The organism is Sphingopyxis sp. EU05-FHT14B03 (genome assembly GCF_058790875.1).
Genome location: NZ_JBYTDC010000004.1, coordinates 90,463 through 114,679, shown reverse-complemented (window position 1 = coordinate 114,679; position 24,217 = coordinate 90,463). Strand labels below are relative to the sequence as shown.

22 protein-coding genes and 1 tRNA gene are annotated in these 24,217 nt (G+C 66.1%); 18 read left to right on the top strand and 5 right to left on the bottom strand.

From position 1 onward, the window contains the following. Window positions 1–7 precede the first annotated feature (7 nt). The 3 genes from AC3WS4_RS21975 (at window position 8) to AC3WS4_RS21965 (ending at window position 5,145) form a co-directional block, all read left to right on the top strand. Window positions 8–1,180 (top strand): efflux RND transporter periplasmic adaptor subunit, encoded by a 1,173-nt coding sequence (locus tag AC3WS4_RS21975; protein ID WP_492740406.1) that lies wholly within the window; start codon window positions 8–10, stop codon window positions 1,178–1,180. 1 nt (window position 1,181) lies between these two features. Beyond that, window positions 1,182–4,445 carry an efflux RND transporter permease subunit gene (locus tag AC3WS4_RS21970; protein WP_492740405.1) on the top strand — a complete coding sequence of 1,088 codons (3,264 nt, stop codon included), beginning with the start codon at window positions 1,182–1,184 and terminating at the stop codon, window positions 4,443–4,445. A gap of 109 nt (window positions 4,446–4,554) precedes the next feature. Beyond that, entirely contained in the window at window positions 4,555–5,145 is a 591-nt protein-coding gene (locus tag AC3WS4_RS21965; protein ID WP_492740404.1) for a methylated-DNA--[protein]-cysteine S-methyltransferase, read from the top strand. Window positions 5,146–5,151: 6 nt separating this feature from the next. Here AC3WS4_RS21965 and AC3WS4_RS21960 read toward each other — a convergent pair whose 3' ends face one another. Then, the gene (locus AC3WS4_RS21960; protein WP_492740403.1) at window positions 5,152–6,735 is read right to left on the bottom strand and encodes a Na+/H+ antiporter; all 1,584 of its coding nucleotides are present in this window, start codon (window positions 6,733–6,735) and stop codon (window positions 5,152–5,154) included. 327 nt (window positions 6,736–7,062) lie between these two features. Here AC3WS4_RS21960 and AC3WS4_RS21955 point away from each other — a divergent pair, with 327 nt between their 5' ends. The 3 genes from AC3WS4_RS21955 to AC3WS4_RS21945 are packed head-to-tail and all read left to right on the top strand — an operon-like array spanning window position 7,063 to window position 9,379. Next, window positions 7,063–7,839 carry an SDR family NAD(P)-dependent oxidoreductase gene (locus tag AC3WS4_RS21955; protein ID WP_492740402.1) on the top strand — a complete coding sequence of 259 codons (777 nt, stop codon included), beginning with the start codon at window positions 7,063–7,065 and terminating at the stop codon, window positions 7,837–7,839. Next, window positions 7,836–8,624, top strand: coding sequence for an enoyl-CoA hydratase/isomerase family protein (locus AC3WS4_RS21950; protein ID WP_492740401.1), 789 nt, complete (start codon window positions 7,836–7,838; stop codon window positions 8,622–8,624). The genes AC3WS4_RS21955 and AC3WS4_RS21950 overlap by 4 nt, the downstream gene beginning before the upstream one ends. Beyond that, window positions 8,621–9,379 (top strand): N-acyl homoserine lactonase family protein, encoded by a 759-nt coding sequence (locus AC3WS4_RS21945; protein WP_492740400.1) that lies wholly within the window; start codon window positions 8,621–8,623, stop codon window positions 9,377–9,379. Before AC3WS4_RS21950 ends, AC3WS4_RS21945 begins: the two co-directional genes overlap by 4 nt. A gap of 29 nt (window positions 9,380–9,408) precedes the next feature. Here the strand turns inward: AC3WS4_RS21945 and AC3WS4_RS21940 are convergent, their stop codons facing one another. Together AC3WS4_RS21940 and AC3WS4_RS21935 are read right to left on the bottom strand one after the other, a co-directional pair. Further along, window positions 9,409–10,137: an enoyl-CoA hydratase/isomerase family protein gene (locus AC3WS4_RS21940; RefSeq protein ID WP_492740399.1), complete on the bottom strand. Its 729-nt coding sequence runs from the start codon at window positions 10,135–10,137 to the stop codon at window positions 9,409–9,411. Next, complete coding sequence (locus AC3WS4_RS21935) at window positions 10,134–10,979, bottom strand: HTD2 family dehydratase (protein ID WP_492740398.1); 846 nt, start codon at window positions 10,977–10,979, stop codon at window positions 10,134–10,136. Before AC3WS4_RS21935 ends, AC3WS4_RS21940 begins: the two co-directional genes overlap by 4 nt. A gap of 448 nt (window positions 10,980–11,427) precedes the next feature. Here AC3WS4_RS21935 and AC3WS4_RS21930 point away from each other — a divergent pair, with 448 nt between their 5' ends. From AC3WS4_RS21930 to AC3WS4_RS21895, 8 genes are all read left to right on the top strand, one after another. Then, entirely contained in the window at window positions 11,428–11,517 is a 90-nt protein-coding gene (locus AC3WS4_RS21930; RefSeq protein ID WP_056347272.1) for a potassium-transporting ATPase subunit F, read from the top strand. A gap of 13 nt (window positions 11,518–11,530) precedes the next feature. Then, window positions 11,531–13,234, top strand: a complete 1,704-nt coding sequence (gene kdpA / locus AC3WS4_RS21925; protein ID WP_492740397.1) for a potassium-transporting ATPase subunit KdpA — start codon at window positions 11,531–11,533, stop codon at window positions 13,232–13,234. A gap of 12 nt (window positions 13,235–13,246) precedes the next feature. Beyond that, window positions 13,247–15,283, top strand: coding sequence for a potassium-transporting ATPase subunit KdpB (kdpB, locus tag AC3WS4_RS21920; protein WP_492740396.1), 2,037 nt, complete (start codon window positions 13,247–13,249; stop codon window positions 15,281–15,283). Between the two features lie 10 nt (window positions 15,284–15,293). Continuing rightward, entirely contained in the window at window positions 15,294–15,884 is a 591-nt protein-coding gene (gene kdpC, locus AC3WS4_RS21915) for a potassium-transporting ATPase subunit KdpC (RefSeq protein WP_492740395.1), read from the top strand. Beyond that, window positions 15,881–18,553: a DUF4118 domain-containing protein gene (locus AC3WS4_RS21910; protein WP_492740394.1), complete on the top strand. Its 2,673-nt coding sequence runs from the start codon at window positions 15,881–15,883 to the stop codon at window positions 18,551–18,553. Before kdpC ends, AC3WS4_RS21910 begins: the two co-directional genes overlap by 4 nt. Then, the gene (locus AC3WS4_RS21905) at window positions 18,550–19,272 is read left to right on the top strand and encodes a response regulator (protein ID WP_492740393.1); all 723 of its coding nucleotides are present in this window, start codon (window positions 18,550–18,552) and stop codon (window positions 19,270–19,272) included. Before AC3WS4_RS21910 ends, AC3WS4_RS21905 begins: the two co-directional genes overlap by 4 nt. A gap of 121 nt (window positions 19,273–19,393) precedes the next feature. After that, window positions 19,394–19,726 (top strand): hypothetical protein, encoded by a 333-nt coding sequence (locus AC3WS4_RS21900; protein WP_492740392.1) that lies wholly within the window; start codon window positions 19,394–19,396, stop codon window positions 19,724–19,726. Between the two features lie 117 nt (window positions 19,727–19,843). After that, entirely contained in the window at window positions 19,844–20,662 is an 819-nt protein-coding gene (locus AC3WS4_RS21895; RefSeq protein ID WP_492740391.1) for a TorF family putative porin, read from the top strand. Between the two features lie 159 nt (window positions 20,663–20,821). Here AC3WS4_RS21895 and AC3WS4_RS21890 read toward each other — a convergent pair. Further along, a tRNA-Thr gene (locus AC3WS4_RS21890) sits at window positions 20,822–20,897 on the bottom strand. Window positions 20,898–20,976: 79 nt separating this feature from the next. Next, complete coding sequence (locus AC3WS4_RS21885) at window positions 20,977–21,849, bottom strand: hypothetical protein (protein ID WP_492740390.1); 873 nt, start codon at window positions 21,847–21,849, stop codon at window positions 20,977–20,979. A 63-nt stretch (window positions 21,850–21,912) separates the two neighbouring features. On the opposite strand from AC3WS4_RS21885, the gene AC3WS4_RS21880 reads away from it, so the two are divergent. Genes AC3WS4_RS21880 through AC3WS4_RS21865 form a run of 4 tightly spaced genes read left to right on the top strand, consistent with a single transcriptional unit; the run spans window position 21,913 to window position 24,211 of the window. Next, window positions 21,913–22,491 (top strand): NifU family protein, encoded by a 579-nt coding sequence (locus tag AC3WS4_RS21880; protein WP_492740587.1) that lies wholly within the window; start codon window positions 21,913–21,915, stop codon window positions 22,489–22,491. A 25-nt stretch (window positions 22,492–22,516) separates the two neighbouring features. Beyond that, window positions 22,517–23,110 carry a malonic semialdehyde reductase gene (locus tag AC3WS4_RS21875; protein ID WP_492740389.1) on the top strand — a complete coding sequence of 198 codons (594 nt, stop codon included), beginning with the start codon at window positions 22,517–22,519 and terminating at the stop codon, window positions 23,108–23,110. Next, entirely contained in the window at window positions 23,085–23,735 is a 651-nt protein-coding gene (tsaB, locus tag AC3WS4_RS21870) for a tRNA (adenosine(37)-N6)-threonylcarbamoyltransferase complex dimerization subunit type 1 TsaB (protein WP_492740388.1), read from the top strand. Before AC3WS4_RS21875 ends, tsaB begins: the two co-directional genes overlap by 26 nt. Next, entirely contained in the window at window positions 23,732–24,211 is a 480-nt protein-coding gene (locus tag AC3WS4_RS21865; RefSeq protein WP_492740387.1) for a GNAT family N-acetyltransferase, read from the top strand. The genes tsaB and AC3WS4_RS21865 overlap by 4 nt, the downstream gene beginning before the upstream one ends. Window positions 24,212–24,217 lie beyond the last annotated feature (6 nt).

Below are 24,217 nucleotides of genomic sequence, written 5' to 3'. Positions count from 1 at the left end.
CTACACCATGAAAATCTTCGAAAACAAATATCGCCTGATGGCCGCCGTCGCGGCCGGGGCGCTCGTTCTGGGTGGCGGCGGCATCTTGATCGGCCGCTCGACGACCGCACCTTCGGCCGTCGCACCCGCGGCGACTCCCGCCGAGGAGGAAGAGGAAGGCCATGTCGAAGGGCTGGTCCTGATGGACGAGGCGCGCGCCAAGGGGGCCGGCATCGTCACCGAGACGATCCAGGCCGGCGGTCTGGCCTCCGAGATATTGGCACAGGGCGTCGTCGCATCGACCCCCGATGGCGAGGCGGTGCTGACGGCGCGCGCCGACGGAGCGATCACCCGCATCCATCGCCGCCTTGGCGACGTCGTTCGCGCCGGTGAATCGGTGGCGGTGATGGAAAGCCGCGACGCGGCGGCCATCGCGTCCGAGCGGAGTTCGGCGACGGCGCGCCTGGCGCTCGCGCGATCGACCTATGCGCGCGAAAAGAAGCTGTTCGACGCCCGCATCACCGCAAAGCAGGACCTTGAGGCCGCCGCCGCAGCGCTGGCCGAAGCCGAAGCCGAGGCGCGGCGGTCGCAATCGGCTGCCGCCGCCGCCAAGGTGTCGGGCGATGGCCGCACCCTCGCGGTGACGAGCCTGATTTCGGGGCGGATTACCAAATCGGACGCCAAGCTCGGTGCCTATGTGCTCGCCGGAACCGAGTTGTTCCGGGTCTCCGATCCCAACCATATCCAGATCAACGCCTCGGTGCTCGCGGCCGACGCCCGCCGGATCAGGCCTGGCGATACGGCGGTCATCGAACTGCTCGGCGGTGAGACCGTCAAGGCTGTGGTGCGCTCGGCTACCCCGAGCCTCGACGCCGAGAGCAAGACGGCGACGATCGTCCTCATTCCCGAAGGCATTGGCGGACTGACCCCCGGACAAGGCCTTCGCGCGCGGATCAAGCCGCAAGGCACAGCGGATGCCATGCTGATCGCGCTGCCCGAAGAAGCCGTGCAGACGGTCGAGGGACGCGAGGTCGTGTTCGTCAAAACGGCCAAGGGCTTCCAGGCGACGACGGTGGTCACCGGCAAGCGCGGCGGCGGACGCATCGAAATCGTCGACGGGGTGAAGCCGGGCGCGGTCATCGCGACCGGGGGCGCCTTCCTGCTCAAAGCCGAAATCGGCAAGGGCGAGGCGGAGCATTGAGATGATCGAAAAACTACTCGATGCGTCGATACGCTTTCGCTGGGCTGTGGTTCTCCTCACCCTCATCATCTCGGCCTACGGCCTGACGCAGCTGCTCAAGCTGCCGATCGATGCCGTCCCCGACATCACCAACAAACAGGTTCAGATCAACACCGTCGAACCCAATCTGGGGCCACTCGACATCGAACGCCTCGTCACCTTCCCCATTGAAACCGCGATGGCGGGCATCCCGGGACTGCAGAGCTCGCGCTCGATTTCGCGCAACGGGTTCAGCCAGGTCACGGTGATCTTCGAGGACGATACCGATCTCTATTTCGCCCGCCAGCAGGTTGCGGAGCGGCTGGGCCAGGCCAAGGGTACCTTGCCCGACGGCGCCGAGCCGCAAATGGGTCCGGTCTCCACGGGTCTCGGCGAAGTGCTGATGTACACCGTCGATTTTGCGCCGACGGCCAATGCGAAAAATCCCAAGATTGCCGGAAAGCCGGGCTTCCAGCCGGACGGCTCCTACAGGACCCCGACCGGCGAAATCCTCGTCGATGACGTCGCCAAGCTTGGGTATCTGCGGACCGTCCAGGACTGGGTGATCCGCCCGCAGCTGCGCTCGGTATCGGGGGTCGCCGGCATTGATTCGATCGGCGGTTATGAAAAGCAGTTCGTCGTCCAGCCCGATGCGACCAAATTGGCGAGCTATGGCATTTCCTTCTCGGAACTCGCTGAGGCCCTCGAACGCGCCAATATCTCGGTCGGCGCGAACTTCGTCGAACGTGGCGGCGAGGCCTTCCTCGTCCGCGCCGACGGCCGCATTCGAACCCTCGACGAAATCTCCCGGGCGACCGTCGCGAACCGCGGCGGGGTGCCCGTCATGGTTCGCGATGTCGCGACCGTGCAGATCGGCGGCGAACTGCGCACCGGGTCGGCATCCGAAAACGGCAAGGAACTGGTCGTCGGCACCGTCCTGATGCTCGCGGGCGGCAACAGCCGGATCGTGGCCTCGGCGGCGGCCGAACGCCTCGAGGATGTTGCCAGGTCGATGCCTCCGGGGATCGTCGTCAAGCCGGTGCTCGACCGCTCGCAACTCGTCGACGCGACGATCGGTACGGTCGAAAAGAACCTTGCCGAAGGCGCGTTGCTCGTCGCGGCGGTGTTGTTCTGGCTGCTCGGAAACTTCCGCGCCGCGGTCATCGCGACCTTGGTCATCCCGATCTCGTTCCTGGTCATGGGAACAGGAATGAACATCACCGGCACGTCGGGCAATCTCATGAGCCTCGGCGCGCTCGATTTCGGGCTGATCGTCGACGGCTCGATCATCATCATCGAAAATTGTCTCAGGCGATTGGCCGAGCGACAACATCATGAAGGACGATTGCTCTCGTTGAGCGAGCGGTTGCATGAGGTGTTCGAAGCCTCACGCGAAATGGTGAAGCCGACGATCTACGGCCAGGCGATCATCTTCCTCGTGTTCGTGCCGCTGCTCACCTTTACCGGGGTCGAGGGCAAGACCTTCTCGCCGATGGCGATCACGGTGTTGCTGGCTTTGGGCGGCGCGTTCATCGCATCGCTGACCTTCGTTCCGGCCATGGTCGCACTGCTCTTGCGCGGCAAGGTCGCCGAAAAGGAAGTCCGTGCGATCGCTTGGGTCAAGAAGCGTTACGAGCCCGTGCTGGGGCGCGTCATCGCGCGCCCCTGGCCGTGGATCGGTGCGGGCGGCGGGACGTTCGCGGCGGCCATCCTCGTGTTCGGGATGCTCGGAAGCGAGTTCATTCCGGTGCTCGGCGAGGGGAATCTTGCGATGCAGGCGCTCCGCATTCCATCGACATCCTTGAACAAGTCGCAGGACATGCAGCTTCAGGTCGAAAAAGCAGTGTCGGCATTGCCCGAGGTTGCCTTCATCTATTCGAAAACGGGCACGGCGGAGGTTGCCAGCGATCCGATGCCGCCGAACGCGTCGGATACCTTCATCATCCTGAAGCCGCGGGGTGACTGGCCCGACGGCGTCCGTACGAAGGATGATGTGATTGAGCGGGTCGAGAAGAAGCTCGAACCTTTGGTCGGCAACGCCTTCGAGATCAGCCAGCCGATCCAGCTGCGTTTCAACGAGCTGATCGCCGGGGTGCGCGGCGATATCGCGATCAAGCTGTACGGCGACGATCTCGACGAGATGGGCCGCGCGGCGCAGCAGGTGGCGGCGATCCTGAACACGGTGCCGGGCGCCGCCGACGTCAAAGTCGAACAGACCGCAGGCTTCCCTGTGCTCGATGTCCAGTTCGACCGCGATGCCATCGCCCGATACGGTCTGACGCTTCGGGATGTCAGCGATACGGTCGCGGCGGCGCTCGGCGGGCGCGAAGCCGGGATCGTGTTCGAAGGTGACCGGCGTTTCGATATCGTCGTCCGGCTCGACCGGGCGACGCGCGACGATCTTGACGCGGTGGGGGCGCTTCCCGTGCTGCTGCCGGGTGAGGGTGGCTCGCGGGCATCGGTGCCGCTCAGCGAACTCGCCAAGTTCGGCTTCTCCGAAGGACTCAACCAGGTCAGCCGTGAAAACGGCAAACGGCGCGTCGTCGTACAGGCCAACGTCCGCGGCAACGACCTCGGATCTTTCGTCGCCGAAGCGCAGGACAAGGTGAACGCGCAGGTGAAACTTCCCACCGGCAGCTTCATCGAATGGGGCGGGCAGTTCGAGAATCTGCAAGCCGCATCGGCGCGCCTGTCGATCGTCATTCCGATCATCTTTGCCGCGATCTTCGGCATATTGTTCATGGCCTTGGGCGGCGTGCGGCAGGCGGTCGCGGTCTATTCGGCGATCCCCCTCGCCTTGGCAGGCGGGGTGTTTGCGCTCCTGCTCACGGGGTTACCCTTCTCGGTATCGGCCGCGGTGGGCTTCATCGTGCTTTCGGGCGTGACGGTGCTGAACGGCCTCGTTGTGATGACGAGCATCAACCAGCGCATCGATGAAGGCAAAGCCGTCGACGTCGCGATCAATGAAGGCGTCATGGAGCGGGTTCGCGCCGTGCTGATGACCGGGATCGTTCCGGCCATCGGCTTCGTTCCGATGGCGCTGGCCACCGGCACCGGCGCCGAGGTGCAGAAGCCGCTCGCGATCGTCGTGATCGGCGGCTTGATCACCTCGACACTGCTGACCTTGTTCGTCTTGCCCGCAATCAGCCATTTGCTGCTTCGCGGGCGGGCGGGCAAGCATGTGGCGGGCGACTATGCCGACGTCACGGCGCTCGGCGAACGGGCCATCGCCGCTGACCAGAAGTAGGGCGGAATCCTGCCGCACAGCCGGCCGGTACACACCGGCGGGCTGTGCGGCTCCGATGGGGAGGCCGCCATTGCATTCGCGAAACGGTCCGGTGATATACGGCCGGGCCATGACGGAGCGGATTCACTATCATCTGTTCGAGACCGCGGCGGGCTTCGCCGCGATCGGCTGGAACGACAAAGGGATTTCCAGCCTGCGGCTGCCTGCGGCGAGTGCGCACGAGGCGGAGCGTTCGCTGGTGCGCCGGTTTTCGATGGCGCGGCCGACCGAACCGCCGCCGGCGGTGCAGGCGGTGGTTGATGCCGTGGTGCGCTATTTTGCGGGCGAAAAGGTCGATTTCGCGGCGGTCCCGGTCGATATGGGCGAACAGTCGCTCTTTTTCGAGCAGGTCTATGCCTTCGTCCGCAAACTCGGATGGGGGGAGGCGACGACCTATGGCGCGGTCGCGAAGGCGCTCGGTGCAGGTCCCGAATTTGCGCGAGACGTCGGCCAGGCGATGGCGAAAAACCCGGTTCCGCTGATCGTGCCGTGCCACCGCGTGACCGGCGCCGGTGGCAAGATCGGGGGTTTTTCGGCGCCCGGCGGATCGACGTCGAAAGCGCATATGCTCGCACTCGAAGGGGTCTCGATCGAAGCGGCCCCAACGTCCCGAAAGGCCGCGCCGGGCAAGACCGACACCCAAGCCGGTTTCGACTTCTAACCCACTCTAGTCGCCGCGCTGGAGCGTCATCGCCAGTTCCTCGACGTCGAGGTCGCGCTCCAGTTCGTGGAGGACCTCGTCCTCGATCAGCCCGGCGCGGTGGATGCGGATCAGTTCGGCGCGTCCCGCCGCGATGGCCTGAAGCAACACGTCGAAATGCGCGCGCAAGCCGTCCATCGTCGTGCTTGCATCGGCTTCGTAGCGCTCCATGAAATTCATCCGCTTGCGATGCTCTTCGAGCATCATCGGATGGATGAGGGTGCCGTCCTCGTCATAGGCGAGTTTCTCGATCACCGCGAAGCGCGCGCGTGCCATCGCGGCTTCGGCGGCTGGCAACGCCATCTTTGCGGGCGGATCGACATCGACCGGCCGGACGCGGCGAATCAGCATGCCGAGGCTTGATCCCTGGACGACCACCGTCACGAAGATCACCGCGAAGGCGCAGATCAGCATCAGGTCGCGGCCCGGCATCGCCATCGGCAGCGTCAGCGGCACCGCCAGCGTCACGACGCCGCGCATCCCGGCCCAGCTCAGCACCGTCGCCTGCCGCCAGCCGAGCGGTCGCGCGCGTTCGAGGCCCACCCGGCGCGCGGCTTCCAGCACTGCCTCCGACGCGAAGATCCAGACGAAGCGCGCGACGGTGACGGTCAGGACGACGCCAACCATCATAGTCACCCAGCTGCCCGGGATCGTGCCGATCCCGCCAATCCGCTCGATCGCGTCGCGCAGCGAAAAGCCGATCAGGATGAACACCAGCGCTTCGAGGACGAAGACCATGATCTGCCATCCCGAATTGGCGCGCAGGCGGACCGCGGCGGGCAGGATCTCATGCTGGTACCAGCCCATGGCGAGCCCCGCGGTGACCGTCGCGATCACGCCCGAGACATGGACGGTCTCGCCCGCGATATAGGCGGCCCAGCAGAGCAGGATCGTGATCAGCATGATCAGCATCGGATCGCTGAAGCGCTTCGCAAGGATGATCCAGCCCTTGGCGACCACGGCACCGACGACCACGCCGCCGAGTGCGACGAAGGCGAAGCTCTGCACGGCGTCGCCGGCGTCGAAAACCCCGCTGAGCGTTGCCGCGACCGCGAAGCGGAAGAGGATCAGGCCGGTCGCGTCGTTGAGCAGGCTTTCGCCCTCGAGCAGCGCTTCGAGCCGGCGGGGAAGGTGGACGCCCTTGAGCACCGCGCGCGCCGACACGGCATCAGGCGGCGAAACGATGGCGCCGAGCGCGAAACAGGCGGCCCACGACAGCTCGGGTAGAATCCAGTGCGCGACCACGCCGACGACGAGGGTGGTGAAGACGACCGCACCCACCGCGAGCGACAGGATGCCGGGCAGATGGCGCCGGAAGCGCCCGAGCGCGGTGTAATAGGCGCCGTCCATCAGCAGCGGCGGCAGGAACAGCACGAGCGCGAGTTCGGGGTCGAGCGAAATATGTGGCAAGCCCGGAATGAAGGCCAGCGCACCGCCGCCCACAAGCAAAGCCGTTGCCGGCGGCCAGCGGAGCTTGAGCGCCAGCCAGTGCAGCACGATGACGAGGGCCAGGAGAGCGAGGACAAGTTCGAAGGCTTCGACGGCATGCATCGTTTCAGCTCCGATGCCCGGCGATGCCGAAAGAAGATGTCATGCCGAGCCCCCGCATTTTTTGGCCAGATACGGCACCGCTTCTGACGCCGTTTGCCGCCGCGATCAATGCTCTGGCGTGAAAGGGGGCAAAGAGGAACCTTTATCCCCCGTCCGCCGCGCTTGGCAGCCGCGACGGGGGAAAGGTTGTTTGTGCACAACGAGAACATTAAGAGAACAAATAAACTCTGTCAACTCCCCTTGTCGTTACGGCGGCCATTGGTTCGACTGGTTGACGTAAACGTCAATTGGCGCCAAGGCCGGATCGTTCAACGAAAGGGAGAGACGATGGCGGAGCAACCCAAGTTCGACCTGACGGGCCGCGTCGCGCTCGTCACCGGGGCCTCGTCGGGGCTGGGTGCGGGTTTCGCGAGGGTGCTCGCCGCGTCGGGCGCGAAGGTCGTGCTCGCCGCGCGCCGTGCCGACAAACTCGCCGAGCAAGTCGCGGCGATCGAGGCCTCGGGCGGGCAGGCGATCGCGGTGTCGATGGACGTCACCGACGAAGCGTCGACCATTGCCGCCTATAATGCCGCCGAGGCGGCGTTCGGCACGGTCGACACGATCGTCGCCAATGCCGGGGTCGCCACCGAGAAGATGGCCTTCGGGCTGTCGGTCGACGACGTCGATTTCCTGCTCGCGGCCAATGTCCGCGGCGTCTTCCTGACCGCGACCGAGGGCGCCAAGCGACTCGATAAGGCGGGGGCCCGCGAGAAGCAGCATGGCCGCATCGTCCTGATCGGCTCGATCACCGCCGAGAAGGTGTTTCCCGCGACCTCGGTCTATGGCGCGACCAAGGCGGCGGTGCGCCACCTCGGCAAGGCGCTGGCGCGCGAATGGGCGCGGCGCGGGATCAGCGTCAATGTCATCCAGCCGGGCTATTTCGAATCCGAAATGACCGCCGAACTGTTCGACAGCGATGTCGGCGCGCAGATGGTGAAGAGCTTTCCGCGCCAGCGCATGCGTCCCGCGACCGACCTTCATACGCCGTTGCTCATGCTCTGCTCCGACGCGGCGCTCGGCATTACCGGCAGCGTGATCACCGTCGACGACGGGCAGACGCTGTGAGCGAGCTGCTGATCGAGACGCGTGGGCAGGTCGAGATCGCGACGCTCCACCGGCCCGATCGGCTGAACGCGCTCAGCGAAGGGCTGGTCGACGAACTCAACGCCTATTTCGGCGGCCTCGCGGATCGCAAGGACGTGCGCGTCGTCATCCTGCGCGGCGCGGGGCGCGGTTTCTGTGCCGGGCTCGACATCCAGGAAGACCGGTCGACCGACGAAACCCCGGTGCTGCGCACGCTGCGCACCCAGACGAGCATCGGCAATATCTATCGCAAGATGCGCGCCTGTCCGCAGCCGATCATCGCGCTCGGCCATGGCGCCGCGGCGGGCGGCGGACTGTCGCTGCTGCTCGCCTCCGATGTGCGCTACGGGACGCCGAGCTTTCGCTGCAACGCCGCCTATATCCGTATCGGGCTTGGCGGCTGCGACATGGCGTCGAGCTATTTTCTGCCGCGCCTTGTCGGGGCGAGTCTGGCGTCGGAGATGATCCTGACCGGGCGCTTCATCGACGCCGAGCGGGCTTTGCGCGCCGGGCTGATCAGCGAGATCGTCGCAGAAGAGGCGCTGCTCGACCGCGGGCTCGCGCTGGCTGACGAAATGCTCGCGACCGCACCCTGGGGGCTGCGGCTCTCGAAGCAGGCGCTCAATCTCAATATCGATGCGCAGAGCCTCGACGCGGCGATGGCGATCGAGGACCGGCAGCAGGTGATCCTGTCGGCGACCGAGGATCACAAGGAAGCGCTCGCCGCCTTCCTCGGCAAGCGCCCCCCGGAATATACCGAACGGTGACCGGCACGCTCACCCTTTATGCCTTCAACACTGGCTGGTTCCAGTGCCGCCCGGGCTATTTCATCGAAGGCGAGGAGGGCGACTATCTGAAAGGGCCGGTGCCCTCCTATCTGATCGACCATCCCAAGGGCCGCGCGCTGTTCGATACCGGCATGGGGGTGCGCTATCGCCGCACGCTCGAAACCGCGCTGCCGGCGAACAAGTTCGGGCTGCAGTTTTTCGAGGGGCAGGAGATCGCTGCGCGGCTGAAAAGCATCGACGTCGATCCCGCGAGCATCGACTGGGTGATCAACTCGCACCTCCACATCGACCATTGCGGCGGCAATGCCAGCCTGCCCAATGCGACGATGATCGTGCAGTCGCGCGAACTGGCGGCGGCGCAGGCGACCGAGGAGGCGGGGCTGTACGAGGCGCTCGATTATGCCACCGGCCAGCCGGTGAAGGCGATCGACGGCGAGTGCGACCTGTTCGGCGACGGCAGCGTGCGGATCGTGCCGACCTATGGCCACACACCGGGGCACCAGAGCGTGATCGTCAAGCTGCCGAGCGGACGCGAGGTGCTGCTCGCGGCGGACTGCTGCTACACCGAACGCAACCTCGACCTGATGGTGCTGCAAAAAGCGGTGGTCGACCGCGAGGCGGGGATGCGAACGATGGCGTTTTTGCAGCAGCAGCGGGTAGCGGGGACGCAGATCCTGTTCGGCCACGACGGGCGCCAATGGGCGAGCGTCGAGGAGGGCAAGGCGATCGGGTGATGCCGATCCTCCCCGTTCCGGGGAGGATCCTAAAACTGCTTCGCCACCCGTTCGGCGAAATCGGGCGCCACCCCGGCGCTGTTGAACACCTCATGCGCCAGTCCGGCAGCCAGCGGCAAATCCGCCTGTTCGCGATAGAGCTTCTTGTACGCAAAGACGCTGTGCCGCGATTGGCCGGCAATCGCCTCGGCCAGCGTCCGCGTCGTCGCCTCCAGATCGGCATCGGCGACGCAATGATTGGCGAGGCCGATGCGCGCGGCCTCGGCGCCGCTCACCGGCAGGCCGGTGAAGCTCATCTCGCGTGCCTTCCAGGCGCCGACCCGGCGGGGGAGGCGCTGGCTCATGCCCCAGATCGGTACCAGCCCAAATTTGCCGTGCGTATCGGCGAAATGCGCGCTTGCGCCCGCGACGATGATGTCGCCGGCGAGCGCGAGCTCGAGGCCGCCGGTGAAGCAGCCACCCTGCACCGCGACGATCAGCGGTTGCGGCAGATCGGCCAGCTTCGTGACGATCGACGCCTGATAATGCGGACGGGGCGCTTGCAGCCCGCGCTCCTTGAGGTCGTTGCCCGCGCAGAACACCGGGCCGTCGGCGCGCAACACCACCGCGCCGATTGCATCGCCCGCGGCGGCAATCGCGTCGGCATGGGCGTCGAGTTCGCCCCACAGCGCAAGGTTGAGCGCGTTGCGCTTTGTCGCGCGGTTGAGCGTCAGGGTCGCGACGCCGTCCCTGTCCTCGCGCAAGACCAGTTTGTTCATGCCTTCGCCTCCGCCGCCATGATGGTTCGTCCGTCGGGGCCGATCGCCGCCATTTCCCAGCCGCCATCCTTCGCGCGCCCGACGAGGTGCATCGGCTCACCGACAAAGGCCGGTGCCTGTGCGCGCATCGTGAACGCCGCCAGTGCGTTGGCACCCAGTTCGCGCTGGGCGAGGTCGAGCAGCAAGGTCGCGGTCAGCGGTCCGTGGACGACGAGGCCGCGATAGCCTTCCTCATCGCGGGCATAGGGCAGGTCGTAGTGAATGCGGTGGCTGTTGAAGGTCAGCGCCGAATAGCGGAACAGCATCGCCTCGCTGGGCACCAGGTCGCGCCGCCATGTCCAGTCTGACAGATCGGGCGCGTCCGTCGATACCGGCGCGGGCGCGGGGGCCGCGACCGGTGCGGGCGCGCGGAACACGATCGTCTGGCGCTCGCTTACGGCCAATACGCCATCGGCGCGCGTTTCATGCTCGACCTCGGCAAAGACGAGCTGGCCGGTCGCGCCGTTCTTCTCCTTGATCGCCGCGAGCGTCGAGGTCCGCGCGATCGCCGCACCGGCGGCGATCGGGGCATGGAAGCGCACGTCGCTCGCGGCCCACATGCGGCGTGGCAGCGGGATCGGCGGCATGAAACTGTCGGGACTGTCCGCGCGCAGCGGGTGGCCGTCGGGGCCGAGCGTCGCGGTCGGCGCGTCGGGCAGGCACAGGCACCAATGGATCGCCTGCGCAGCGACGTCGCCGATCTCGTCGCTGTCGATCGTCGCGCGGAACCGCGCGAGCGCCGAGGGCGTCAGCACATCCTGCTGCGCGATCCGGCGCCCGATCCATGCCGTCCAGTCCGCCATTCAAACCTCCCTGCCGCCCTGCGGTGCGGTTGCGGTAGGGCGTAATGCGGGGATCGAGAAGTCAAAAAGAGGTCGCCCGCGCGATGAGCAATCGTTCATCGTGGCATCGACGACAAAGAAGCGATGGTTTTCAACCGGTGCTCTTGCCACTCGCGTGGTCCGAAGATGGGGGGATGGCGCGGCGAACCGAGTCCCGCGTGCGCCGCAGCCCGAAAAACGGAGAAATCATACGAGAATACTATGCGAGCCGGCCTTTCGGTCTCTCGCATTAAAACGTGCGACTCTCCTATTTGACGGTCCGCAGACGACTCGTGCCACACACCGTGGCCAGCGCCATGCTGGAGCAAACCCATGCAGGATCTTCTCTGGATCGGCCTCATCCTCTGTCTGGTCTCGGCAAGCCTTGGCTATGCCCGCCTGTGCGACGACGCGTGAAGGACGGATGGCGATGACACTCGACCTCTGGCTCGCGGGCGCCACCGCGCTCGGTCTTCTTTTCTATCTCGTGGCCGTGCTCGCACGGCCCGAACGCTTCTAAGGGAGGCGAACCCATGACCTTTCAGGGATGGTTTCTCATCGTCGCGTTCGTCGCGATCCTGCTCCTGCTCTGCAAGCCGGTGGGGCAATTGCTCTTCGCGCTCTACGAGGGGCGACGGACGCCCCTGCACCGCATACTGGGGCCGGTCGAAACCGGCTTTTACCGCCTTTCGGGTATCGACCCGAACGAGGAGCAGGGGTGGCGGCGCTACGCGATCCATATGCTGATCTTCAATGCGACGCTGCTGCTCTTCACCTATGCGATCCTGCGCCTGCAGGGCGTGCTGCCGCTCAATCCGCTCGGACATGACGGCACGAGCGCGGATCTCGCGTTCAACACGGCGATCAGTTTCACCGCCAACACCAACTGGCAGAGCTATGGCGGCGAGTCGACGATGTCGAACCTCAGCCAGATGCTTGGCCTTACCATTCACAATTTCCTCTCGGCTGCGACGGGGATTGCGCTCGCTTTCGCGTTGTTTCGCGGCTTCGCGAGGCGCGAGATGAAAACGATCGGCAATTTCTGGGCCGATATGACGCGCGTGACGCTCTACCTGCTGCTGCCGCTCTGCGTTGCCATCGCGATCTTCTACATCGCGAGCGGCGTGCCACAGACACTGGCGGGTTCGGTCGACGTGACGACGCTCGAGGGCGCGAAGCAGACGCTCGCGCTGGGTCCGGTCGCCAGCCAGGAAGCGATCAAGATGCTCGGCACCAACGGCGGCGGCTTCTTCAACGCCAACAGCGCGCATCCGTTCGAGAACCCGACCGCACTAACCAACCTCGTCCAGATGCTCTCGATCTTCGCGATCGGGGTCGGGCTGACCTGGACCTTCGGCCGCGCCGTGGGCAACCAGCGTCAGGGCTGGGCGATCCTCGCCGCGATGATGACGCTGTTCGTTGCTGGCACCGCCATCACCTATTGGCAGGAAGCCGCCGGCAACCCGATCCTTCACCAGCTTGGCGCCGCCGGCGGCAATATGGAAGGCAAGGAGGTTCGCTTCGGCATCGCGGCCTCGTCGCTCTTCTCGGTCGTCACCACCGCGGCGTCGTGCGGCGCGGTCAATGCGATGCACGACAGCTTCACCGCGCTCGGCGGGATGATCCCGCTGTTCAACATGCAGCTTGGCGAAGTCGTCATCGGCGGCGTTGGCGCGGGCATCTATGGCTTCCTGCTGTTCGCGATCCTCGCGATCTTCGTCGCGGGTCTGATGGTCGGGCGTACCCCCGAATATGTCGGCAAGAAGATCGAGGCGCGCGAGGTCAAGCTCGCGGTGCTCGCGATCGCGGTGCTGCCGCTGATCATCCTCGGCTTCACCGCGATCGCGTCGGTGACCGAGGCGGGGCTGGCCGGGCCGCTCAACAAGGGGCCGCACGGCTTTTCCGAGATCCTTTACGCCTTCACCAGCGCGGTCGCGAACAACGGCTCGGCCTTTGCGGGCCTCACCGCCAACACGCCTTTCTATAATGGCATGCTGGGCGTCGCGATGTGGATCGGCCGTTTCTTCATCATCATCCCCATGCTGGCTATCGCGGGAGGCCTGGCGGCGAAGAAATATACGCCCGAATCGGCGGGCAGCTTCCCCACCACGGGGCCGCTGTGGACGGGCTTGCTGATCGGCATCGTGCTGATCGTCGGCGGCCTGACCTTCCTGCCCAGCCTCGCGCTCGGTCCCATCGCCGATCATCTCGCGATGATCAACGGCCAGCTCTTTTAAGGATCCATGCAAATGGCTCGGTCCGTACAAAAATCATTGTTCACGGCAGACCTGATCGTTCCCGCGATCGGCGACGCCTTCCGCAAACTCAATCCGAAGGAACTGATCCGCAATCCGGTGATGTTCACGACGGCCGTAGTCGCGACCTTACTGACGGTGCTGCTGGTCGTCGGTCAGGATAGCCTCGCGACGGGCTTCAAGCTGCAACTCGTGATCTGGCTCTGGCTGACGGTGCTGTTCGGCACCTTCGCCGAAGCGCTCGCCGAAGGGCGCGGCAAGGCGCAGGCCGCCTCGCTCCGCGCCACCAAGGCGGACCTGATCGCCAAGAAGCTGAAGGGCGACGGGAATGCCTATGAAAGCGTTCCCGCCAGCGCGCTCCGGGTCGGCGACGTCGTGCTCGTCGAGACCGGCGACCTGATACCGTCGGACGGCGAAGTCGTCGGCGGTGTCGCGTCGGTCAATGAAGCGGCGATCACCGGCGAAAGCGCGCCGGTGATCCGCGAGGCGGGCGGCGACCGCTCGGCGGTCACCGCCGGTACCCGCGTGATCTCCGACGAGATCCGCGTCCAGGTGACGGTCAATCCGGGGCAGGGCTTCCTCGACCGGATGATCGCGCTCGTCGAAGGCGCCGAGCGGCAGAAGACCCCGAACGAAATTGCGCTGACCCTGCTGCTCGTCGGCCTGACGATCATCTTCCTGATCGCGGTCGGCACGATCCCTGCCTTTGCAAGCTATGCGGGCGGCAGCATTCCGGTAGCGATCCTCGCGGCGCTGCTGATTACGCTCATCCCGACGACGATCGCGGCGCTTCTCTCGGCGATCGGCATCGCGGGCATGGATCGCCTCGTGCGGTTCAACGTGCTCGCCAAGTCGGGCCGCGCGGTCGAGGCGGCGGGCGACATCGATGTGCTGCTGCTCGACAAGACCGGCACGATCACCGTCGGGGACCGGCAGGCGACCGAGTTCCGTCCGGTGGGTGGCCAGTCGATGGCAGTCCTCGCCGAGGCGGCGTTGCTCGCCAGCCTCGCCGACGAAACCCCCGAAGGCCGCTCGATCGCCGCACTGGCGCGCGAGAAATTCGGCCAGGCGGTGACCGAACTGCCCGAAGGCGCGGAGATCATCCCGTTCACTGCGCAGACGCGCATCTCGGGGATCAAGCTTGGCGATAGCGTGATCCAGAAAGGCGCCGTGGATTCGGTCCTCAAGGCAAATCCCGGTGCAGGGGCAACCGCCGCTGCGACCGAATTGCGCCGTATCACCGACGAAATCGCGCGCGCCGGCGGCACCCCGCTTGCGGTCGCGAAGGACGGCCAGTTGCTCGGCGCGATCTTCCTCAAGGATATCGTCAAGGCGGGTATCCGCGAACGCTTCGGCGAGCTGCGCGCGATGGGCATCCGCACCGTGATGATCACCGGCGACAATCCGCTCACCGCCGCGGCGATCGCCGCCGAGGCCGGGGTCGACGATTTTCTCGCGCAGGCGACGCCCGAGGACAAGCTCGAGCTGATCCGCAAGGAACAGCAGGGCGGGCGTCTCGTCGCGATGTGCGGCGACGGCACCAACGACGCCCCGGCGCTCGCGCAGGCCGACGTCGGGGTCGCGATGAACACCGGCACGCAGGCGGCGCGCGAGGCGGGCAATATGGTCGACCTCGACAGCGATCCGACCAAGCTGATCGAGGTCGTCGGCCTCGGCAAGCAATTGCTGATGACGCGCGGCGCGCTGACGACCTTTTCGGTCGCGAACGATGTCGCCAAATATTTCGCGATCATCCCGGCGATGTTCATCGTGCTCTATCCCGGCCTCGGCGTGCTCAACGTCATGGGGCTGACCAGCCCCGAGAGCGCGATCCTGTCGGCGATCATCTTCAACGCGCTGATCATCCCGCTGCTTGTGCCGCTGGCGCTGAAAGGCGTCACCTACAAGCCGATGGGGGCGGGCCCGCTGCTCGCCCGCAATCTCGCCGTCTATGGCCTCGGCGGCCTCGTGGCACCTTTTGTCGGCATCAAGCTGATCGACCTCGCGGTCGGCGGCCTGGGTCTCGTCTGAGGATATGACAATGAACAAGGATTTCATCACCTCGCTGCGTCCGGCGCTCGTCATGACGCTGCTGTTCGCGCTGCTTCTCGGACTCGCCTACCCGCTGGCGCTCACCGGCATCGGGCAGGCGCTCTTCCCGAACCAGGCGAACGGCAGCCTTGTCGAGGAGAATGGCAAGGTCGTCGGTTCGACCGTTGTTGGCCAGGCCTTCACGTCGGAGCGCTATTTCAACACGCGGCCTTCGGCGGCGGGTGACGGCTATGACGGTCTGGCATCGTCGGGGTCGAACCTCGGGCCGACGTCGCAGGCGCTCGTCGACCGGGTCAAGGGCGATGTCGAGAAACTGAAGGCCGCCGAACCCGGCAAGGCTGTTCCGTCCGACATGGTGACCGCATCGGGATCGGGCCTCGATCCCGACATCACTCCCGAGGCTGCTCTCTATCAGGTCGATCGGGTGGCGCGGGCCCGCGGACTCACACCGGATGCCGTCCGCGGGCTGGTCGAACAGAGCGTTGACAAGCCGCTCCTCGGCATTCTCGGCGAGCCGCGGGTGAATGTGTTCGAGCTCAATCGACGACTCGATGCATTTGGCGCTAAACCCGCCGCGTGACAGAAAAGGATCGACCATCCCCAGAAGCCTTCCTGCGCCAGGCGGCGCAGGAAGGCCGTGGCCGTCTGAAGGTGTTTCTCGGCGCCGCGCCCGGCGTCGGCAAGACGTGGGAGATGCTCACCGACGGGCGGCAACGGCGCGAGGCCGGGGTCGATGTCGTGATCGGCGTGGTCGAGACCCACGGCCGCCGCGAGACCGAGGCGCTGGTCCACGGCCATGAGATCATCCCGCGCCGCGCCGTCGATCATCAGGGACATAGCCTTGGCGAAATGGACATCGACGCGATCCTCGAACGCCGTCCGGGGCTCGTGCTCGTCGATGAACTTGCCCATTCGAACGCGCCGGGCAGCCGGCATCCGAAGCGTTACCAGGATGTCGAGGAACTGCTCGATGCCGGCATCGACGTCTATTCGACGATCAACATCCAGCACGTCGAGAGCCTGAACGACGTCGTCGCGTCCTTCACCCGCGTTCGTGTCCGCGAGACGGTGCCCGACTCGATCCTCGAAAATGCCGAGATCGAGGTGGTCGACATTCCACCCGACGAGCTGATCGAGCGGCTGCGCGACGGCAAGGTCTATATTCCGCAGGAGGCGAGCCGCGCGCTCACCCATTTCTTTTCCAAGTCCAACTTGACCGCGCTGCGCGAATTGGCGCTCCGCCGCGCGGCGCAGGCGGTCGACGCGCAGATGCTCGAACATGTCCGCGCCAATGCGCTGGCGGGCAGCTTCGCGGTCGGCGAACGGATCGTCGTTGCGGTCAGCGAACTGCCCGTCGCCGCCGAACTGGTCCGCGCGGGCAAGCGGCTCGCCGACGCGCTGAGGGCGCCGTGGACCGCAGTCTATATCGAGACGCGGCGAAGCCAGGGGATGTCGGATGACGATCGGCGGCAGCTTGCCGACACGCTCGCGCTCGCCTCGCGGCTCGGTGCCTCGACCGCCACCGTGCCGGCGGCGAGCGTCGTGGAAGGGCTGCGCGCCTTTGCCGGCGAGGCACGGGCGACCCAGATCGTCATCGGCAAGTCGAGCCGCCCCTGGTGGTTCGAAATGCGCCATGGCTCGGTCGTCGACCAGCTCGTCCGGACGATCGACGATGTCGCCATCCATGTGCTGCCCGGCGAGCCTGCCGCGCCGTCCGGACAACAGCGTGGCCGCCTTGTCGTTCCCGGGCGCTGGGGGCGGCCGGCGGACTATGTCTGGTCGCTGATCATGGTCGCCGCGATGACGGCGCTGGGCCGCCTGCTCCTCGCGGCTATCGACCTCGGCAATATCGCCTTGCTCTATCTGGTGCCGGTCATGTTCGCCGCCGCGACGTTCGGCGTGCGCGCCGGCCTGTTCGCGGGCCTTGCATCGAGCCTTGCCTATAATTTCTTTTTCCTGCCGCCGACCGGCACGCTCACCGTCAACAATCCGGAAAATGTCGTCAGCATTCTCGTGCTGCTCGGCGTCGCGGTGGTCACCAGCCAGTTCGCCGCGCGGGTGCGCGCGCAGGCCGATCTGGCGCAGTGGAGCGCGCGTCAGAATGCGGCGCTCGCCAGCTTTTCGCGGCAGCTGACCGCCGCGCCCGACCAGGACACGCTGATGCACGCGATCTGTGCCGAGGTCGGGCGTCTGCTCGATGTCCGCACGGCGTTGTTGCTGCCGTCCGCCGACGGGCCGACGTTGCGCGCCGCGGTGCCGCCCGAAGACCGGCTCGAGCAGATCGAACGGGCCGCGGCGCAATGGGCGATGGACAATGAACAGCCTGCCGGGCGCGGGTCCTCGACGCTCACCGCGTCGGACTGGCTGTTCCATCCGCTGCGCACGACGCGCGGTGTGCTCGGCGTCCTCGGCATGACCCGTGACGATGCGCGCGAACCCATCCGGTCCGATCAGGTGCCGCTGCTGATGAGCCTGCTCGACCAGGCGTCGATCGCGCTCGACCGCATGGCGCTCGAAGAAGCGTCTCTTCATGCGCGTCAGGTCGACGAGCGCGACCGTTTGCGATCGGCCCTGTTGTCCTCGGTCAGCCACGATCTCAGGACACCGCTCACGACGATCCTCTCGGCGGCGCAGGAAATGCAGCGCCACCCGTCGCCGCAACTGGCTGAAACCATCGAGACCGAAGCGCGCCGCCTCAACCGCTTCGTGTCGAACCTGCTCGACATGGCGCGCGTCGAAGCGGGCGCGTTGCCGTTGAAGGTCGAGGCGACCGAACTGTTCGACGCCGCGGCGAGTGCGGCGCATGACACACGGGCGTCGCTGACCGGCCATGAGGTGAAGATCGATATCTCACCCAATATCCCGTTCGTCCGCGTCGATCCGGTGCTGCTCCACCATTGCCTGATCAACCTGCTCGACAATGCGGGACGCTACGCCGATCCCGATACGCCGATCGTCATTCGGGCGCGGCGCAGGGCGGATGCGATCCTGTTGTCGGTCATCGACCAGGGACCGGGTATCGCGCCCGGGAATGAGAAGCGCGTCTTCGAAACCTTCACCCGCCTCGAAGGAAGCGACCGCGCGAAGCACGGCACCGGGCTTGGCCTCGCCATCGTCAAGGGCTTTGCCGAGGCGATGGGGCTGTCGGTCGAGGCGGGCAACAATGCCGAGCCGCATGGCGCCTGCTTCACCATCCGCATCCCCGACGCGCTGATCATCACGCATCCGATCGACAAGGACATATCATGAAAGTGCGTCACAAGGTCTTGATCGTCGATGACGAGTTCCACATTCGCCGCCTGATTCACGCGGCGCTGGCGCGGGCCGACTATGCGATCGTCGAGGCGGAAAATGCGCGCGAGGCGATCGAACGTCTGCGTGAAGAGCGTCCCGACATCACGCTGCTCGATCTCGGGCTGCCCGACCGCGACGGCCTCGAGCTGGTTCCGCTCTTCAAGCAGCAGTCCGATACGACCCTGATCGTCGTGTCTGCGCGCGATGCGACCGAGGAGAAGGTCGCGGCGCTCGATCTCGGCGCCGACGATTATCTGACCAAACCCTTCGACACCGACGAACTGCTGGCGCGCGTGCGCGTCGCTTTGCGCAACCGCCTGACCCGTGACGGCGGGAATCTGACCCTGTCGGTGGGTGATGTGACGATGGACCTGATCGCGCGGGCGGTGACCAAGGCGGGCAAGGAGGTGCATCTGACGCCCAAGGAATATGCCGTGCTCGCGCAACTCGCGCGGTTCCCCGGCCGGGTCATAACGCACAACCAGATCATGAACGAGGTCTGGCCGACCGAGCATGAGCATCATGTCGAATATCTCCGTGTTCTCGTCCGGACCTTGCGCCAGAAGCTCGAAGCCGATCCGCAGCAGCCGCAGATCATCTGCAACGAACTCGGCATCGGCTATCGCCTGCGCCTCGGCGATCCTCTTGCCGAGGAGGGCGCGTCGGCGCGCTGAGTGGGATGCGGCGCGCTGTCGGGCTGCGACTATATGCAATCTCTATGCCCGGCGGCGTTTCCCGATCTCGATTTCCTACGCGTACATGCATAGGTGAACGACCTCCCTTTGGAGGTCTGACGTGAAGAAATGGCATGACACCCTTGCGGCCCATCTGGGCCTGCGCGTCGGCGGCCTCGGGCTTCTTGTGCTGGGTTGGTCGGTTGCCGTCCGGCTTCACCAGATGGCGCTCACCACCCCGGCCCGCGATGCGACATCGTTCATGATGCTCCTCTCCGCGATCGTCTTTGTCTGCGGCAGCGCCGGGAGCGCGCTCCTCTTCGTCGGTCCCGGCCTGTGGGAAAGCGTCGAGGTTTCCGAGCGCTGGAGGCGTCTGCCCGCGTCTGACTTCGAAGCGCCGACGATATTCGAACAGCTGTTGGTGCCCGGCGATCGAAACCGGCCGGTCGCGTAGCAAAAACACTATGCGGTCGGGCGGTTCTCGCTCTCGATTTCCAACGCCGCGCCGATCTAGTTGAGCATCCTCGCGAGCCTCCGCCATGTCCGGCCGAGGCGTTTTCAAGAGGAAGATATGAAAATCATCATCCCGGCCGCCGTTCTCGCGGCAGCACTGTCTCCCGCCGCTGCATGGGCGCAGGAAGAAGAAGAACCGGCCGTCACCATTTCGGGTTCGGCAACGATCGCCTCGGACTATCGTTTCCGCGGCGTGTCGCAAACCGACAAGGAAATGGCGGTGCAGGGCGGCCTCACGGTGACGCATGAGAGCGGCCTCTATGCCGGCGCCTGGGCGTCCAATCTCTCGGGCTGGGGCACCTTCGGCGGCGCGAACATGGAACTCGACCTGATCGGCGGATACAAGGCGTCGATCGCGGACAATATGACGCTCGACATGGGCCTCGTCTGGTACATGTATCCGGGCGGCGCCGATGACTCGGATTTCGCCGAACCCTATGTCAAGCTGACGGGCACCACCGGGCCGGCGACGCTGACGGCGGGCGCGGCCTATGCGCCCAAGCAATATGCGCTCGCGAACGTTTCCGCCGCGCCGAACAGCCGCGGCCAGAGCGAAGATAATCTCTATCTGTGGGGTGATGGTGCGTTGGCGATCGCCGGAACACCGCTGACGGCGAAGGCGCATATCGGTTATTCGGACGGAAACCCCGGCCTCGGTCCCAACGGCACGAGCGTCGCGCCGACCGGTCGCTATTGGGACTGGTCGCTCGGCATCGACGCGGTCTGGCGCAATCTGACGCTCAATCTTTCCTACGTGGACACGGATATCAGCAGGGCGGAGGCCGCGCGTCTTCAGCCCAATTTCAGCAAGGGACTCGACGGCAGCGGTTCCATCGCCGACGCAACGGTCGTGGCAAGTGTCACGGCCTCCTTCTGAGCACAGTCCGATCCGGGCGGCGCGTTGCCGTCCGGAGCAATCTCGTGGCGACGCTCGGCGCGCACGCATGTCATGCGCTATGCAGGGATCGCCCGCGTCATTCGCCATGGTCGAAGCGGGAAAACGGACGGCGTCTTGGGCCGATGGCGAGAGACTGTGTGGTGCCGGCTGTCAGACTCGAACTGACGACCTACCGCTTACAAGGCGGTTGCTCTACCAACTGAGCTAAGCCGGCGCGCCGTTTGCGGCCCTAGGCATTTTTCGGTCGGATGGAAATATCCGGCGTCGAGAAAATGCGAAAAGCGAAAAACGCGTCAAACTATGCCAAAGGTCCAGCCTTCGGTGCGTGCGAGTGTGTCGGTGAGCGGGGCAGGCGCCCAGCGTGCGGGGTCGTGCGCGATCGCGCGCAGCCAGGCGGCGGTCAGCAGTGCGTCGCTCGCATGGTCGCCGATCGGGCCGATATGCCGCACGGGCGGTGACCCCAGTTCGGCCAGCGCGGCGTCGAGCACGGCGCCGTCGCGGATCTTGCTGCGGCCTGCGGGCACGCGCGCGGCGCGCGCGGCGAGGCCAGTGTAGATTTCGACCAGCAGCGGCCCCGCTCTCGGCACGGGGTCGAGCGGCCACAGCGGCATGCGACCGCCGAGGCGATGGAGCAGGCGCATGCCCGCAAGGCTCGCCTTGCCGACCTGCGCCGCGCCGACGAGGTTGAAATTGCTGACGCTCGCCGCTTGCCTTGTGGCGCGCTGGTGCTGCTCGACGACGCGCAGCCGCCCGGCACCGGCTTCGAAGAGATCGCCGACGTCGCCGCGGCCGTGGCGGAAATGCCGCCGCGCTTGCGGATGCGCGAGGAAACCGCCGACCTCATAATGCGGATCGGCGGCGGTGAGATGTTCGACCAGCGCCCACAGCGACGGCAGGTCGGCGGGACTCTCCGGCCATTCGGGGAAATAGGCCTCGCGGTCGGCGAAGGCGAAGGCCGCCGAAAAGTCGAAACCGATCAGCATGTCGATCCCCGACGTAGCGACGCCTTCGAGCCAATCCAGCATTTCGGCGCGTGACCAGATATGGCCGGGCCGCACCAGTGCGGGCGCCGCCGTGCCTCTGGCGACCGCCAGCGCGATCCCGCGCTGCCGCGCGCCGCGCGCGCCCGACCAGTCGATCGCGGCGAAATGGGAGAAATGGCGCATTTTTCGACCCTACAGCATCTTTGTCGGCTTGCACAAAGCCCGATCGCGTCCCACATGCCCCCCATGCTGATCGAAACCGAATCGACGCCCAACCCCGCGACGCTCAAATTCCTGCCCGGCCAGGCGGTGATGGACGCGGGCACCCGGGACTTCGCGAGCCCCGAGGAAGCCGAAGCCTCGCCGCTCGCGACCGCGCTGTTTGCGCTCGGCGACGTCACCGGGGTGTTTTTCGGCCGCGACTTTGTCTCGGTCACTGCGGCGCCCGGCGTCAGCTGGAGCGATCTCAAGCCCGACGTCCTCGGCATCGTGATGGACCATTTCCTCGGCCAGATGCCGCTGTTCAACCCCGGCTCTGCCGCGGGGATCAGCGTTCCGGGCGAGGATGAGGCGAGCTTCGCCGACGATCCCGCCGACGCCGACATCATCGATCAGATCAAGGAATTGATCGAGACGCGGGTCCGCCCGGCGGTTGCCAACGACGGCGGCGACATCGTCTATCGCGGGTTCGACAAGGGCAATGTGTATCTGAAGATGCAGGGCGCGTGCGCCGGCTGTCCTTCGTCGAGCGCGACGCTGAAGAACGGCATCGAATCGCTCCTCAAACATTATGTTCCCGAAGTGACGGCCGTTCACGCCGTTTGATTCCCCGAGAAGGAGACTAATCCCGATGAGCGAGCCGCTTTCCGACCAAGCTCTCGACCAGCTGTTTCGCACCGCGCGGACCTACAATGGCTATCTCGATACGCCCGTTTCGGAAACCCAGCTGCACGCGATCTGGGATCTGGTGAAATTCGGCCCGACCAGCGCCAACTGCCTGCCGGCACGGATCATCTGGTGCACCAGCACCGAAGCGAAGGAAAAGCTCGCGGCGCTCGCGCTGCCCGCCAATGGCGACAAGATCCGCAGCGCCCCGGTCACCGCGATCATCGGCATGGATCTCGAATTCTACGAAAACCTGCCCGAGCTTTTTCCGCACGCTGACGCGAAAAGCTGGTTCAACACCAATGCCGAACTGGCGCACGCGACCGCGTTCCGCAATTCGAGCCTGCAGGGCGCCTATTTCATCCTCGCCGCGCGCGCGCTCGGGCTCGACACCGGGCCGATGTCGGGTTTCGCCAACGACGCCGTCGACGCCGCCTTCTTCGCCGACCAGCCGAGCGTGCGCAGCAATTTCATCTCGACGCTTGGTTACGGCGACCCCGCGACCATTTTCGAGCGCAGCCCGCGCCCTGGCTTTGACCGCTTCAATCGCATCGCCTGACGGCCTGCGCCGGCTCGTCATCGATAGTGCCAGCGAGGCCTGCTCGGTCGCGCTGTTCGACGGCGCGCGCCTGCGCGATTTTCGCCACGACATCATCGGCCGCGGCCATGCCGAACGGCTGGTGCCGCTGATCGCCGAACTGGCGGACGGCGGGCGCGCCGACGCGATCCTCGTCGGTTGCGGCCCCGGCAGCTTCGCCGGCGTGCGCATCGGTGTCGCCGCGGCACGCGCGCTGGCGCTCGGCTGGCGGATACCGGCCTTCGGTTTTTCGACCCTCGCGCTCGTCGCGGCTGCGGCGGCCGACGAGATCGCGGCGGCGGACGGCGCACTCGTCGTGATGGAGGGCGGGCACGGGCAATGGTTCGTCCAGCCCTTCGCCGCCGACCTGTCGCCGCGCGCCGATGTCCGCTCGCTGCTGCCCGACGAAGCGGTGCGGCGCGACGACGCGCTGGTCGTCGGCAACCGCGCCGGGGCGTTCGTTGCGCTGCGCGGCGCGGGGACCGCCTTGCCGATACTGCCCGACGCGCGTGCCTATCCGCGATTGCCCGCCGCCGCGACCTTCGCCGACCCCAGCCCCCATTATGGCCGGGCGCCCGATGCCAAGCCGATGGCGGCGCGCGTATGAGCGACTTCCGCCTTGCGACCGCCCGCGTCGCCGACCTCGCCGCGGTCATGCGGGTGATGGATGCCGCCTTCGATCCGGCTTTTGGCGAGGCATGGAGCCGCGCGCAGTTGCTCACCCTCTTCGCGCTGCCGTCGGCGCGTGTCTGCCTCGCGTGGGACGGCGAGCAGCCATGCGGTTTTTCGGCGGCGCGGATCGCGGGTCCGGAGAGCGAGTTGTTGTTGCTCGCGGTCGATCCGGCGTGGCGCGGCCGCGGAATCGGCGCCGCGTTAATATCCGATTGGCAAGCCTGGGGCCGCGGCGAAGGTGCCGAGGACTATTTCCTCGAAATGCGCGCTGACAACGACGCCGTTCATCTCTATGAGCGCAGCGGGTTTTCGGAATGCGGTCGGCGCAAGGACTATTATCGAGGCGGTGACGGGATGATCCGCGACGCGATTACCATGCGTCATTCATCCGGAACCGATCTAACTAGGTGATAGACC